Origin of the sequence: Stenotrophomonas sp. MYb57 (genome assembly GCF_002966815.1) — a bacterium.
GTDB classification, from domain to species: domain Bacteria; phylum Pseudomonadota; class Gammaproteobacteria; order Xanthomonadales; family Xanthomonadaceae; genus Stenotrophomonas; species Stenotrophomonas indicatrix.
Genome location: NZ_CP023271.1, coordinates 3,483,823 through 3,497,886 on the forward strand (window position 1 = coordinate 3,483,823; position 14,064 = coordinate 3,497,886).

The 14,064-nt window shown below is 67.3% G+C and carries 10 protein-coding genes; 4 read left to right on the forward strand and 6 right to left on the reverse strand.

Annotated elements, in window-relative coordinates; all coding sequences use genetic code 11:
- Positions 1 to 4: 4 nt before the first annotated feature.
- The 3 genes from CLM74_RS16050 to hflK form a co-directional block, all read right to left on the reverse strand.
- Complete coding sequence (locus tag CLM74_RS16050; protein ID WP_025877042.1) at positions 5 to 190, reverse strand: DUF2065 family protein; 186 nt, start codon at positions 188 to 190, stop codon at positions 5 to 7.
- 67 nt (positions 191 to 257) lie between these two features.
- Positions 258 to 1,121 carry a protease modulator HflC gene (locus CLM74_RS16055; RefSeq protein ID WP_025877040.1) on the reverse strand — a complete coding sequence of 288 codons (864 nt, stop codon included), beginning with the start codon at positions 1,119 to 1,121 and terminating at the stop codon, positions 258 to 260.
- Positions 1,118 to 2,254 (reverse strand): FtsH protease activity modulator HflK, encoded by a 1,137-nt coding sequence (gene hflK, locus CLM74_RS16060; RefSeq protein ID WP_025877038.1) that lies wholly within the window; start codon positions 2,252 to 2,254, stop codon positions 1,118 to 1,120. Before hflK ends, CLM74_RS16055 begins: the two co-directional genes overlap by 4 nt.
- Positions 2,255 to 2,406: 152 nt before the next feature.
- Here hflK and CLM74_RS16065 point away from each other — a divergent pair, with 152 nt between their 5' ends.
- Positions 2,407 to 3,402, forward strand: coding sequence for a YhdH/YhfP family quinone oxidoreductase (locus CLM74_RS16065; RefSeq protein WP_105164499.1), 996 nt, complete (start codon positions 2,407 to 2,409; stop codon positions 3,400 to 3,402).
- A gap of 88 nt (positions 3,403 to 3,490) precedes the next feature.
- Positions 3,491 to 3,862: a twitching motility response regulator PilH gene (pilH, locus tag CLM74_RS16070; RefSeq protein WP_005410644.1), complete on the forward strand. Its 372-nt coding sequence runs from the start codon at positions 3,491 to 3,493 to the stop codon at positions 3,860 to 3,862.
- Between the two features lie 232 nt (positions 3,863 to 4,094).
- Here the strand turns inward: pilH and CLM74_RS16075 are convergent, their stop codons facing one another.
- Positions 4,095 to 4,985: a DnaJ C-terminal domain-containing protein gene (locus tag CLM74_RS16075; protein ID WP_105164500.1), complete on the reverse strand. Its 891-nt coding sequence runs from the start codon at positions 4,983 to 4,985 to the stop codon at positions 4,095 to 4,097.
- A 259-nt stretch (positions 4,986 to 5,244) separates the two neighbouring features.
- Between CLM74_RS16075 and CLM74_RS16080 the strand changes: the two genes are divergently transcribed.
- Both CLM74_RS16080 and CLM74_RS16085 read left to right on the forward strand, forming a co-directional pair.
- Positions 5,245 to 5,727, forward strand: coding sequence for a peroxiredoxin (locus CLM74_RS16080; RefSeq protein WP_025877032.1), 483 nt, complete (start codon positions 5,245 to 5,247; stop codon positions 5,725 to 5,727).
- A 30-nt stretch (positions 5,728 to 5,757) separates the two neighbouring features.
- Positions 5,758 to 6,339 carry a ferritin-like domain-containing protein gene (locus CLM74_RS16085; RefSeq protein WP_033831761.1) on the forward strand — a complete coding sequence of 194 codons (582 nt, stop codon included), beginning with the start codon at positions 5,758 to 5,760 and terminating at the stop codon, positions 6,337 to 6,339.
- 274 nt (positions 6,340 to 6,613) lie between these two features.
- Here CLM74_RS16085 and pbpC read toward each other — a convergent pair whose 3' ends face one another.
- A complete protein-coding gene (gene pbpC, locus CLM74_RS16090; protein ID WP_105164501.1) occupies positions 6,614 to 8,998 on the reverse strand; it encodes a penicillin-binding protein 1C in 2,385 nt (794 codons plus the stop codon).
- 49 nt (positions 8,999 to 9,047) lie between these two features.
- A complete protein-coding gene (locus tag CLM74_RS16095) occupies positions 9,048 to 13,955 on the reverse strand; it encodes an alpha-2-macroglobulin (RefSeq protein WP_105164502.1) in 4,908 nt (1,635 codons plus the stop codon).
- Between the last annotated feature and the right edge of the window lie 109 nt (positions 13,956 to 14,064).

Below are 14,064 nucleotides of genomic sequence, written 5' to 3' on the forward strand. Positions count from 1 at the left end.
CCTTCTAGTGCCGTACCCACCACAGCAGGCTCAACCCGGCCAGCAGGACCAGGCCACCGAAGCTGCGCAGGGCCGGGCTGGGCAGGTCCAGCAGGCGTTCGGCCATGCGCTTCCAGGCCACGGGGGCCACGAACAGCAACAGGCCTTCCAGCACCGCGACCAGACAGACGGCGGCGAACAGATCTTTCATGGGGGAACTCCGGAAAAGCACGAGGCCCGGCGTATGGCCGGGCCCCGTGAGGTACTGCCGTGCGGACTCAGCGATCGTTCTTGAGGTACTGCAGGAACGGGTCGTTCTTGTCCAGCACGATCACGCCGTTGCCGTCGGTCATCGAGCCGCGGTAGGCCTCGAGGCTGCGGTAGAACGCGTAGAACGACGGGTCAGCCGAACCGGCCTTGCCGTAGATGCGTGCGGCCTCGGCATCGCCTTCACCACGCAGGCGCTGGGCATCGCGTTCGGCTTCTGCGATCAGCACGGTGCTGTCACGGTCGGCCTGGGCGCGGATGGTCAGCGACTGCTCCTCGCCCTCGGCGCGCAGTTTGGCGGCTTCCTGCTTGCGCTGGGCGCGCATGCGCTCGTACACGTCATTGATCACCTGGCTGTCGGTGGGCAGGTCCACCTGCTTGATGCGCAGGTCGATCATCTGCATGCCCAGCCCGGCAACGGCTTCGTTGATGCCCTTCAGCTGCTCGGCGATCAGCTCGCTGCGGTCGCCGGACACCAGCTGCTGCAGGGTGCGCGAGTTGATCTGGTTACGCAGCGAGTCGGTGATGATCGGTGCCAGGCGGGCGTTGGCGATACGCGGATCGCCACCGGTGGCACGGAAGTAATCACCCACGTTGGAGATGTAACCGATGGCGAAGAAGTCGACGCTGACGTCCTTCTGCTCGGCCGTGAAGTAACGGGCCGGCGCGGTGTCCAGCACCTGGAAGCGGCGGTCGAACACCCGCACCGTTTCCACCACCGGCAGCTTGAAGTGCAGGCCCGGCTTGATGTCCGAACGCACCACCTTGCCCAGGTTCAGGACCATGGCGGTCTGGTCCTCACGGACCACGTACACCGAGCCGAGCAGGCCCAGCAGCACCGCTACGACAACGGCGATCCAGATTGAATTTCTCATCGGCTGCCCTCCTCACGGCCGCTCGAACGCCCGGTCGGGCGGCCCACCGGCCGGCCCGGATCACGGGAAGCTTCCACTGCGGTGGTACCCGGCAGCGACGGCATCACCACATCGGGGTTCGGAACCGGCGCCGGTGCCGAGGTGCTGGCACGGGTATCACCGGTCATCGGCACGTAGATCAGCTGGCGGCCATCGCCACCAATGACCTTGCGGTTCTCGCTCAGCACCTGCTGCACCGTTTCCAGCCACAGGCGCTTGCGGGTGACTTCCGGTGCGTCCTTGTACTGGGCCTGCAGCAGGCTGAAGCGCTGACCATCACCCTCGGCCTTGGACACCACGGCCTGCTTGTAGCCCTCGGCGGTGGTACGGGCACGCGAGGCCTGGCCGCGCGCTTCAGGCACGACCTTGGCCGCATAGGCCTGGGCTTCGTTGATCAGGCGCTCCTTGACCTGCTGGGCACCGTTGACCTCGTCGAAGGCCGGCTTGACCTCCTCCGGCGGACGGGCGTCCTGCAGGGTCAGGCCGGTCACGGTCAGACCGGTCTTGAAGGCACGCAGCAATGTCTGCAGGCGCTCTTCGGCGGCCACGGCCAGCGGGCCACGGTTGTTCAATACGGCGTTGAGGTCGGCGCGACCGACTTCCTCGCGCACCGCGCTCTGCGCCGACTGTTCCAGCACCTGGTTGGCATCAACGGTGCCGAACAGATACTGCTGCGGGTCATCGATGCGGTACTGGACGTTCAACGAGACATTGACGATGTTCTCATCGCGGGTCAGCACCGGCACCTGGATCGAGAAGGTCTTGATCTCGGTGGCGTTGACCTTGGTGACCGATTCGATCGGCCAAGGCAACTTGAAGTTCGGGCCTGGGGTCAGGACGCGCGAGAACTGGCCGAAGCGCAGCACCACGCCACGCTGCTGTTCGCCGATCAGCTGGAAGCTGGAGAACAGCACCAGCAGGACCACTGCCGCCACCACCCAACGCAGGATGCCGCCGTCGAACAGGTCCTTCAGCGGTCCGGGCAATCCGCCCCAGCCGCCACCATTGCCACCGCCGCGCGACCCGAACGGCCCGCGTCGATTGTCCTCGGGGCCTTGTCCGCCCTTGTTGCCGCCGGGTGTATTCCAGGCCATGCACGCTCCATCAAGATGTGGGCTGCGACGCGGGCCCTTCCCGCAACGCCAGCCGTTAACCACTACCGATCATACAAGATGGGGCGGACCGGCAGGATTGAAAGGGGCCGGAGCGGGTAAGGTGGCGTTTTCCTCGAAGTCAGGCAACGCCGATGGCCCCCACCACCCCGTTCACCGCCTTCCGCATCGAAAAAGACGACGCCGGCTACCGCAGCGGCCTGGTCCCGCTGCGTCTGGACGACCTCAACCCCGGCCAGGTGCTGATCCGCGCCCACTGGTCCTCGGTCAACTACAAGGATGCCCTGGCCGGCACCGGCAAAGGCCGCATCCTGCGCCGCTTCCCGCTGGTGGGCGGGATCGACGTGGCCGGCACGGTGGTCGCCTCCACCGATCCGGCCTGGCGCGAGGGTGATGCGGTACTGGCCACCGGCTGCGGCCTCAGCGAAACCCGTGATGGCGGCTACAGCCAGTACGTGCGACTGGAATCGAGCGCGGTCATCGCCCAGCCGGCGGGCTTGAGCCCACGCGAGGCGATGGTACTGGGCACCGCCGGCTTCACCGCCGCGCTGGCGCTGCTGCGCCTGCAGGACAACCGGCAGACGCCCGCGCTTGGGCCACTGGCGGTTACCGGCGCCAGCGGTGGGGTCGGGGCTCTGGCCGTGGACATCTTCAGCCGCGCCGGCTATGCCGTGCACGCGATCAGCGGCAAACCGGAACAGAGCGACTTCCTGCGCGGTATCGGTGCTGCCGAGGTGCTGCCGCGTGACGCCCTTGCCGACACCGGTCCGCTGCAGTCGGCACGTTTCGGCGGTGGCCTGGACAACGCCGGCGGGCCGATGCTGGCCAGTCTGCTGGCCCAGACCGTGCCTTACGGCAGCGTGGTCAGTGCGGGACTGGCCGCCAGCCCGACGCTGGACATGACCGTGATGCCCTTCATTCTGCGCGGTGTCTCGCTGCTCGGCGTTTCGTCGGCCAATGCCCCGCGCGCGCTGCGCGAAGAAGTGTGGGCACGCTTGGGTGACGCGTGGAAACCGCAGCACCTGGACCGCATCTGCACCGCCGAAGTCGGTCTGGACGGTCTGCCTGCGGTGTTCGATCGCATGCTGGCGGGCGGCTCGCTTGGCCGCACGGTGGTGCGGATCGACTGAACGTCGCAGGCAGGCGACGGACGGCAGCTGTCGCCCTCCCGCCAACAGGATGCCGGCACTACACTTCCGGCATCACATGGGGAACAACATGGCACGCATTCTGATCGTCGACGACTCACCGTCGCAGCTGTTGGGGATACAGCGCATCGTCGAGAAGCTCGGGCACCAGATCCTGACCGCCACCGATGGTGCGGCCGGAGTGGAGACCGCCAAGGCCGAGCTGCCCGACCTGGTGCTGATGGACGTGGTGATGCCCAACCTCAATGGCTTCCAGGCGACCCGCACGCTCGCCCGCGATGAGGCGACCCGGCATATTCCGGTGATCCTGGTGACCACCAAGGACCAGGACACCGACCGCATGTGGGGCATGCGCCAGGGCGCCAAGGCCTACATCACCAAGCCGTTCTCGGAAGACGAACTGTCCGAAGTGCTGGAGCGGGTGTTCGCCGGTCAAGGCTGACCCACCGCTCCGGTAGATGCCAACCTTGGTTGGCACGCCTTTGCTCTGGTAGGTGCCAACCTTGGTTGGCACACCTCTGCCGGCCAGCGGCCGGCACTACCGCAACAGGTGCCGGTCAAGGCTGACCCACCGCTCCGGTAGATGCCAACCTTGGTTGGCACGCCTCTGCCGGCCAGCGGCCGGCACTACCGCAAGGGGTGGGGACCGAGGTCCGCACCCACCGAAGCGAATTTCAGATCGTTTCGCCAAACGCCTTGGCCAGATTCCGATAGGCCTTCTTCTGCGCGTCGTCCGTCGCCGCCGGGGCGACAATCTCCAGCTCGACGATCTGGTCGCCCTCCGGGCTGCCCGGCAGGCCGCGCCCACGCAGCCGCAGCTTGCGACCGGCGTCGGAATCGGCCGGAATCTTCAGTTCCACCGCGCCGCCCAGGGTCGGCACGCTGATGCTGGTGCCCAACGCGGCCTGCCACGGGGTGACCGGCAGCGTGTACAGGATGTTGCGGCCGTCGACCTCGAACTGCGGATGCGCGGCGTACTCCACTTCCAGCAGCAGGTTGCCGCCGTGATTGCCCTGCCCGGCCAGGCGGATCACCTGCCCGGGACGGATGCCCTTGGGCACGCGCACGTCCAGCTGCTTGCCGTTGACGGTGATGCGCAGGCTGTCGCCGCTGTAGGCCGCCTCCAGTGGTACCGACAGCTTGGCCCGGGTATCGCGGTTGGGCGCATGGCCATGGCTGCTGAAGCCCGGGCCCGGGCCTGCACCCTGGCCGCCGCGCTGGCGCGCGAACAGGCTCTCGAAGAAGTCGCTGAAACCACCGTTGGGGCCACCGCCGCCGAACACTTCCTCGAAATTGAAACCGCCACCGCCGTAGTTCGGCGGCACGTTGAATTCCTCGCCCGGACGATAGCCCTGCGCACGCAACTGGTCATAGGCCGCGCGCTTCTCGGGATCGCGCAACGCCTCGTAGGCCTCGTTGATGGCCTTGAACTTGTCCTCGGCCCCGGCCTCCTTGCTGACGTCCGGGTGGTACTTGCGTGCCAGCCGGCGATAGGCGGTCTTGATTTCCGCCTCGCCCGCGCTCGGTTCCACCCCCAGGGTGGCGTAATAATCCTTGAATTCCATCCAGCTACCTCGATTCGCTTCGGCCGCGCCGGTGGGCGCCGCCCCGGGTTCATTCTACGCGCCGGCGATGCTACGCCGCCGGTCGTGCGGCAACGGTGAGGCCGACTGATCCAGCGCAATGCGCCTGCCATCGCCCGGCCCCATGCTGTGGCTGACAGCCCGCCGCGGACGACGGAGATGGGGTGTATACATGGGTTTTCCAATGTCTTGACGCGTCCGTCCCCTCCTGGCCCCTACCCTCACCCAGCAAGGAGTTCCCATGACCATCCATGTCGGCGACCGTATTCCGGAAGTCACTCTCAAGCGCATCCGCGAAGGCATCGAGACCCTCGATACCCACGCCCTGTTCGACGGGCGCAAGGTGGTGCTGTTCGCCGTGCCCGGTGCGTTCACCCCCACCTGCTCGGCCCGCCACCTGCCCGGGTACGTGGAAAAGTTCGAGGCGTTCCGCCATCGCGGCATCGATGTCTACTGCGTGGCGGTCAACGACCCGTTCGTGATGAAGGCCTGGGCCACCGACCAGCACGTACCCGACGGTCTGCTGATGTTGTCCGACGGCAATGCCGAACTGACCCGTGCACTTGGCCTGGAGCTGGATGCAAGTTCATCCGGCATGGGCACGCGTTCGCGTCGCTTTGCCCTGTACGTGGTGGACGGCACGGTGCGCGCGGCCTGGATCGAGGAGCCCGGCCAGTTCGAGGTGTCGTCAGCCGACTACGTACTGGATCACCTGCCCACCTGAAACCCCGACTGCAGAGGAAACCGGCCAGCCATGTCCAACAAGCCAGCCAAAGCCAGCAACACCTCCCCTTCCGCCAAGGTCGCTGGCATCAGCGATCGCCAGACCCTGCGCGAGCGGGCACGGAAGAACATCGAAGACGGAGCGATCACCGACAGCTACAGCGCCGACCGCAAGGTGGTGATCAAGCTGCTCAACGACGCGCTGGCCACCGAATATGTATGCGTGCTGCGCTACTACCGGCACTACTTCATGGCCAAGGGCATGCTGGCCGATGCGGTCAAGGGCGAGTTCCTCGAGCACGCACAACAGGAGCAGGCGCACGCCGGCAAGCTGGCCGAACGCATCGTCCAGCTCGGCGGCGAGCCTGACCTCAATCCGGACACGCTGACCGCACGCTCGCACGCCGAATACAAGGAAGGCAGCGACCTGCGCGACATGGTCCGCGAGAACCTGGTGGCCGAGCGCATCGCCATCGACAGCTACCGCGAGATGATCAACTTCATCGGAGACAGCGATACCACCACCAAGCGCATCCTCGAGGAGATCCTGGCGCAGGAGGAGGAGCACGCCGACGAGTTCGCCGACCTGCTGGATGGGTGGATCGGGGAGTAGCGCCGGGCCATGCCCGGCTAACGCCCTGGTAGATGCCCACCTTGGTGGGCGGCTTCTGCGCGTGCCCACCAAGGTGGGCACCTACCGGGTCATGGTGGATCGGTAGCGCCGGGCCATGCCAGCGAACGCCCTGGTAGTCGCCCACCTTGGTGGGCGGCTTCTGCGCGTGCCAACCAGGGTGGGCACCTACCGGGTCATGGTGGACCGGTAGCGCCGGGCCATGCCCGGCGGGTTGGTGCCCGATCACGTGACATCCGCCGGGCATGGCCCGGCGCTACCGCAGCACGTTGAACCGTACCTGCGTCCAGGCGCCGTCAGCAGCCAGCGCGGTCAACGTATGCGCCCCCGGATCGGAGAACTCGCGCTGCATCAGCTGCGCACCGCGCGTCTGCGCGATCCATCGACCATCCAGCAGCCAGTCCACGGCCTGTTCGCTGCCCAATGCGCGCAGCTGCAGGCGTACGCCGTGTTCGGCGTTGGGTGCACGCGCCAGCGTCGCGCCTTCGTTGAGGCCATCGATATGCAGGGCCACGCTGGCCTCGCGGCCATCATCGCGACAGTCCGGCGACAGCGCGGGAAGCTGTGAGGCATCGCGGGTGGCCTTGGGCAGCCAGGGTGACAACAGCGCCGGCCATCGCGCGATTTCCCGCGCGACTTCCTCATGCGGCGCGCTGCAGTCAGCCGATACGCGCAGTCCGGTGCGCGCGTCAGCCAGGTAGCGTTGGCGGCCAGGCTGCCATCGCCGTGCCTCGCGTTCGGGGAACGTCGGCGGTGCCGCACCGTCCAGCAGATAGGCCGACAGGCGTCGCTGGCAGAGTGCCGCTGGCAACCCTTCGGCCAGTTCCCCGGTTGGCCAGCAGATGTCTGCCTGGGTCACGCTGGCCGGCATCGGCGCGGCCGCCGCATCGCCGCGTTGGCGCGGCAGGCTGTCGACCACCTCGAACATCAACGGCAAGGCGGTGACCGCGCCGTACTGCCCCGGCAACGGCGTGCCGTCGGGGCGCCCCACCCACACGCCCACGGTGTAGTGGCGGGTACTGCCGATCGCCCACGCATCGCGGTAGCCATAGCTGGTTCCGGTCTTCCAGGCCACGCGCGGCCGCCCGCCAACGTCGAACGTGCCAACGCCGTATCCCGGGCGCGGATTCGATTCCAGCATCTCGCGCACGATCCAGCTGGCACCGGGCGAAGCCAGCCGCCGCTCGATCATCGGTTCGTCATCGGTGTAGCGCACGCGGCCGGCAATGCCGTTGCGGTTGAGCGCAGCGAACGCACCGACCAGGTCTTCCAGCCGCGCGCCGGTGCCGCCGAGGATCAGCGACAGATTGGGCGAACTGCCCGGCGGGAAGCGCAACTGGATGCCGGCGTGCGACAGGCGCGCAGCGAAGCGTGCCGCACCTACCCGTTGCAGCAGATCGACCGACGGCACGTTCAGCGACAGGCGCAGCGCACTGGCAGCACTGACCGGGCCGTTGAAGGCCATGTCGAAGTTGCCCGGCCGATAGCTGCCGAAGCTCTGCGGCGCATCCACCAGCAGGCTCTCGGAATGGATCAGGCCATCATCGAGTGCCATCGCATACAGGAACGGCTTCAGCGTGGAGCCCGGCGAGCGCCAGGCCTGCACCATGTCCACGTGGCCCAGCCGTTGCCGATCACCGAAAGACAGCGTGCCGACATACGCACGCGCCTGCAGGGTCTGGTTGTCGACCACCAGCAGTGCGGCTGACGTGCGCTCGGGCAGCGTGGAGAAATAGCTGGCCACGCGCTCTTCAAGGGTGCGCTGCAGGCCGATGTCGATGCTGCTCTGGATCCGCGCCTGCCCTGGATGCGCCGAGTGCAGGCGCTGGGCCAGCAGCGCCGCGTGCAGTGGTGGACGCAGCGAGCGTGCGACCACGTTCTCGATGCGCGCATCTTCCACTTCCTCCGGCGTCCATGCGCCGAGCTCGGCCATGCGCGCCAGCACCTTGTCGCGAGCCTTCTGCGCAGCTTCGGGATGACGATCCGGGCGCAAACGGCTGGGTGCCTGTGGCAGCACCGCCAGCAACGCGGCTTCGGCATGCGAAAGCTGCGCGGCCGGCTTACCCAGGTAGGCCCAGCTGGCCGCCTCCACGCCTTCGATGGTGCCACCGTAGGGCGCGCGCTCCAGATACAACGCGAGGATCTCGCGCTTGGACAGGTGCACCTCAAGCTGCACCGCACGCAGCATCTGCTTCAGCTTGCCCCAGGGCGTGCGCGTATGCGGATCGAGAATGCGCGCCACCTGCATGGTCAGGGTCGAGCCTCCGGAGACGATGCGGCCACCCCGCAGCAGCTGCCCACCGGCACGCAGGATCGCCAGCGGATTGATGCCCGGGTGCTGCCAGAACCAGCGATCCTCGTAAGTCAGCAGCGCCTGCAGGTACAGCGGCGACACGCTGTCGACCGACGCCGGATAGCGCCACACGCCCTCGGCATCGGCGAACGCCCGCATCGGGCTGCCGTCAGCGGCGACCACCAGCGTGCTGGTGTCGCGTTGCCGGGGCAACGGCGGCGGGAAGGCGAAATCCAGTACCAGCAGCAGCGCCAGCAACGCCGCCGTGCCCCAGCGCAGCCACGGCCACAGCGGTTGCAGCCGCTGCCGCAGGCGCGGCAGCCGCGTTTTCAGCGATCCCACCTTCATCCACGGCATCCAGTGGGACGGGCCGCGCCGTCGCGGCCCGTCCGCACGGTCACGGCTGTGCCACCGTCAACGTGGTCGGGTTGCTACGGCCGACGCCACGCAGCTGCGGCCGGTACATGTCCTCCACCAGCGACGGCGGCACCGTGTAGGTACCCGGAGTGACCGCACGCACCAGGTAGAACACGTTGGCCTTGCTGCCACGCGAGAGCTTCAGCGCCGCCACGTAGCGGTCATCGCGGAACTCTTCGTGCTTGGTATCGGCCGCTTCGCTGCGGTCGCTGATGGTTATGCCATCGACCACCACATCGGCCCACTGCTTGGCATCGCCCAGGTTGAGGTTCTCGATCTCCAGGCCTGCCGGCAGCAGGTCGGTCAGCAGCGCATCGGGCATCTCGCTGTCGGCGGTGATGGTGACCCGCACGATCAGCGCTTCACCTTCCTTCAGCGGACGCGGCGACCACGGCTTGCCATCGGTGCCGAAGTAGCTTCGCTCCACGCCGATCACGCTGTTGTCCGGCGCCGGCGCACTGCGCGGAATGCCGGCCACGTCGATGCTGGCGAACATCGGCGGCTGTCCCTGCGGGGTGAAGCGCACGCCCGCGGCCAGCTGCCCTGCATCGAAGTTGCGACCAAACAGCTTGCGTTCGCCGATGGCCTCGCTGTTGCCACCGATCACCAGCTCACCGGCCACCAGCGCCTTCTGGTTGGCGGCCAGTGCCTTGCCGAGGCGGGCGATGGCCACCTGTTCCTGCGTGCTCAGCCACATCCAGCCACTGTTGCGGCGCGCATCCAGGCCACGGCCAAGATCAACCGCGCGTGCATCCCATGCCGGCTTGGCCAGCTTGTTTTCGTGGGTCAGCGCGATCATCAGCGCATCATCACGAACGGCACTGCCGTAGTCGCCGAAGTACGACGGGCGCTCGCTGCTGGACTTGGCAAAGCCCGCCGCAAGGGCCGCCTGGCCGCGCTTGGCATCGCCCTGCAGCGACAGCGCCACGCCCAGGTGCACCAGCGACAGACCACCCACGGCCTTGCTGCGTTCGTTGTCGTACAGCGTGCGCAGGGTACCCAGCGGCGCGCGGTTGACGCGGGCCAGCACGTAACCCGAGTACGCCTGGTTGGCGAACTTCAGGCTTTCGCGTTTTTCCTGGCCGTAGAACTGGTTGCCACCGGACAGCAGGTCTTCGCTCAGGCGGTTCAGCGCCTTCTGCAGCACGTTGTCCGGCACCGCGAAGCCACCGTCCTTGGCATCGAGCAGGAACTCGGCGATGTACGGGGTCAGCCACGGGTTCACGTAGCCGTCGTCACCCCACATCGAGAAGTTGCCGTTGGCCACCTGCATCGATGCCAGGCGACCGAACGCACCTTCCATGCGCTCGCGACGGGTCTTCGCATCCAGGCCGTCAGCGCCGAGCATGGACGACGTGGCCTGGTCCAGGATCAGCGCGGCGTAGCCCTTGCTGGTGGTCTGTTCGGCACAGCCGTACGGGTAGTTCAGCGCGCCCTGCAGCGCGCTGGCGAACGGGATCGGCGGCAGCGGGCTGACCAGCAGGCGGGCATTGACCGATTCGGACATCAGCCCGTCCATCAGGCTGCCATCCAGGCTCACCGCCGCCAGCGGATCGAGCGTGCGCACCTGCGAGCGCAGTACCTGCGGCCACGCCGCGCGTACCGGCAGATCGTAGCGGCGGTCGGCCTTGAAGCCGTTGCCATCCACACGCACGCGCACCTTGGCCACGCTGTGGCCCTCGCGCGCCGACAACGGGAAGCTCAACGTGGTCTTGGCATCGGCATTGAGCTGCACGCTGCGCGTGCCTTCGCCCAGGCTGAGCGGGCCTTCGCTGTCCACGCGCACGTTGAACTGACCGGGCTTGCCGGTGAAGTTCTGCACGTCCAGCGTCACCGTGCTGCGGTCGCCCGGGGCGAGCACGCGCGGCATGCTGGCCTCGGCCAGGATCGGTGCGCGCACCACGGTTTCCACATCGCGCTTGCCGTACTGGTCATCGCTGTAGACCAGCGCCGACACCCGCAGGGTGCCATTGAAATCCGGCACTTTCAGGCGAATGCGGGCAATGCCCTTGGCATCGAGCTGCACCGGGCCGGAGAACAGGTCCACGGTCTGCACGCGCGCGGTCGGCCGCTTGGCCTGCGGCAACGCCTGCAGCGCCATGTCGCCGCCGAACTTCAGCTTGCCGCTGCCGCCGTCGAAGCTCTCGATCACCCGGCTGTAGATGTCATAGGCATCGATGCCGAGGCGGCGCTGGGCGAAGAAGTGCGCGCCGGCATCGGGCACCGGGAAGCGGGTGATGTTGAGAATGCCCACATCCACGGCCGACACAGTGACGTGCGCGACCTTGCCGGCCAGCTGCGGTGCGCTGACCGTCACTGGCAGGTCCTGCTCCGGTCGCATCTGCTTGGGCGCGGCCAGGCCGACGGCCACGGTGCGGCCCTTGCGGTCCATCGGCACGTGCACCACGCCCACCGCGCGGGCTGGGGTGATCTTGCTCGGCGCACTGCCACCGCGGAACACCAGCGCGGTGATGTAGACGTCGTGGCGCTCCCAGTCTGCGGTGACCGGGATCTTGTAGGTGGCACCGGGCTTGGCGTCGATATCCTGCACGTACAACATGCGGTCGGTCTCGACCATCAGCACGCCCTTGCCGGCGTGCGGCGGGGTCACCGTCACTTCCAGGGTATCGCCGGCCTTGTAGCCGGTCTTGTCCAGGCCCAGCTTGACCTTGTCCGGGCGGGCATCGAGGCCACGGTTGTCATCGCCCCAGCTCCAGCCGGCGCGGAACGGATAACGGCTGGTCAGGCCGGTGGACGGATCGAACACGTCCACCCGGTACTCGCCCCACTCCACCGGGAAGTCGAAGGCCACCGCGCTGCCGCCGGCATCGACGGTACGGGTTTCCTTGTTTTCGAAGCGGCGGGTGAAATCGTAGTCCCAGCGGTTGTCGTTGAAGGTCCAGTGGTAGTCGCGCAGCTCGCGCACCAGGGTGATCTTCAGGCCCTTGGCCGGCTGCGGCTTGCCGGCCGCATCCACGCGCATCAGTTCAAACCGCGCGTTGCCGTTGGAATCAGCGCCGTCGTCCGGATTGAACAACGGGCGCACGCCGACCAGTGCGGCGGCCGGCCATACCACCCGCTTCAGGGTGCGGGTGACCGTGCGGCCACCGGTTTCATACAGGCTGCCGGACAGCACCACCGCGATCGGCGCCTTCGCCTTGGTCGCCTCTTCCGGCAACGACACGTCTTCGCGCAGCTGACCATTGGCCGGCAGCGTGGTGTCGATGACATCCTTGGCTTCGCGCGGCAGCTGCAGGGTCGGGTCGCCGAAGAAGTAGCCCGGCAGGCCCTCCACCGGCTTCTGCTCGGCGGCCACCGCCATGCGCGCGGTGAAGCGGTTGCCGTCGGCCGGGGCACCGTACAGATAGGCGCCGTTGGCCTGCAGGCGCAGGTCTTCACCCGGCTTCAGCGTCTTCTGCGCGCTGTCCAGGTCCAGCTTCATGCGCTCCGGCAGGAACTCCTCGATGCGCAGGGTCATGCCCTGGATCGCTTCCTTGCTGGCCGGGTCGGTGCGGAACTCCACTTGCCAGCGCCCCGTCGGCGCCTCGGCGGGAATGGTCTGCTCGAAGTTGATGTAGCCCTGCTCACCCGGCTGCACGCGGGTTTCGCGGAAGGTCTTGCCATCGGGCTGCTTCAGGCGCAGGAACACCGGCTGTGCCTTGACCGGCTTGCCGTCGTTGTCGCGCAGCAGGGCGGACAGGCGCACGGTCTCGCCCGGACGGTACAGGTCACGGCCGGACCAGGCGTAAACGTCGAACCAGGCATTGTCACGACCGGCCACAGCAAATTCGCTCAGGTCCAGCGCCGGCTGGTTGAAGGGCAGGAAGCTGGTGTCCTTGCCGCTGCTGGCCACCAGCACGTGGGTGGCATCCAGGGTGTAGTTCAGCAGCGCATTGCCATTGCTGTCGGTACTGCCCTTCAGCACCACTTCGCCCTTGGCATCGAGCACGCGCAGGTCGATGCCCTTCAGCGACGCACCGTCCTTCAGCGCGGCGGTATGGACGAACAGTTTGTCCTTGTACGCGCGGGTGTGCAGACCGATGTCGCTGACCGAGAAGAACGCGGTATCGAACTCGCCCTCGTAGTCACCGGTGCGCTTGAGCAGGGCGAAATACAGCCCCGGCTCCTGCAGTTCCTTGATGTCCTGGGTCGGCAGGTAGGTCAGCACCCGCTCGTTCTGCTTGCCACCCAGGATGAAGCGGTTGACGTAGACCGGTTCGGCCAGCTTGTTGATCGGGCTGCGCTCGTAGTCGCTGCTCAGTTCCCAGCTGCCGCGGCGACCACCGCGCTGGTACTGGCTGAAGAAGGTCGGCAGATCCTTTTCGCGCACGCGCAGGAACTCGACATCGACCTCCGGCACATTCACCGACACCACCGGCAGGCCGCGGCTGTCCTTGGCCGGCAGCACGCTGCCCTGCGAGGCGAAACCGGCCACCGGCTTCAGCTCGCCGCTGAAGACCTTCTGCTTCAGTTCCTTGCCGAGGCGGCTGCCATCGGCGGCCAGCAGGTCCGGCGAGACCACCAGGCTGAATTCCTTGCCGGCTTCGACGAAGGGATAGCGCAGGGTCAGGCCGTCATCGGACAGGGTCCAGCTGCTGTCATCGTTGCCGACCTTCTCTTCGAAGCGCACCAGCTTGTCGAAGTCCTGGGTGCCGACCAGCGGGCGCGAGAACTCCAGCGCCAGCGACAGGCCTTCACTCTTCTGGTCCGGGTAGGCACGCAGCAGGGTGAACTCCTTCACCTGCTCGGCCTTGGTGGCGATGGCTTCGCCGCTGGCCTTTGGCAGCTGCCCGCTGTCGTTGCGGCAACCGGCCAGGCCCAGCAACAGCCCTCCTGCCAGCAATGCTGCCGTCCATCCCCACCGCATCCGCCGTGCCGGACCGCTCATGTCGTCACTCCTTGATCGAGGTGGCCATTATAGGCGCGTCGCGTCAAGGCGTTGACGCGGATTCGGCAGGAATGCATCGGAATGGTAGCGCCGGGCCATGCCCGGCGCG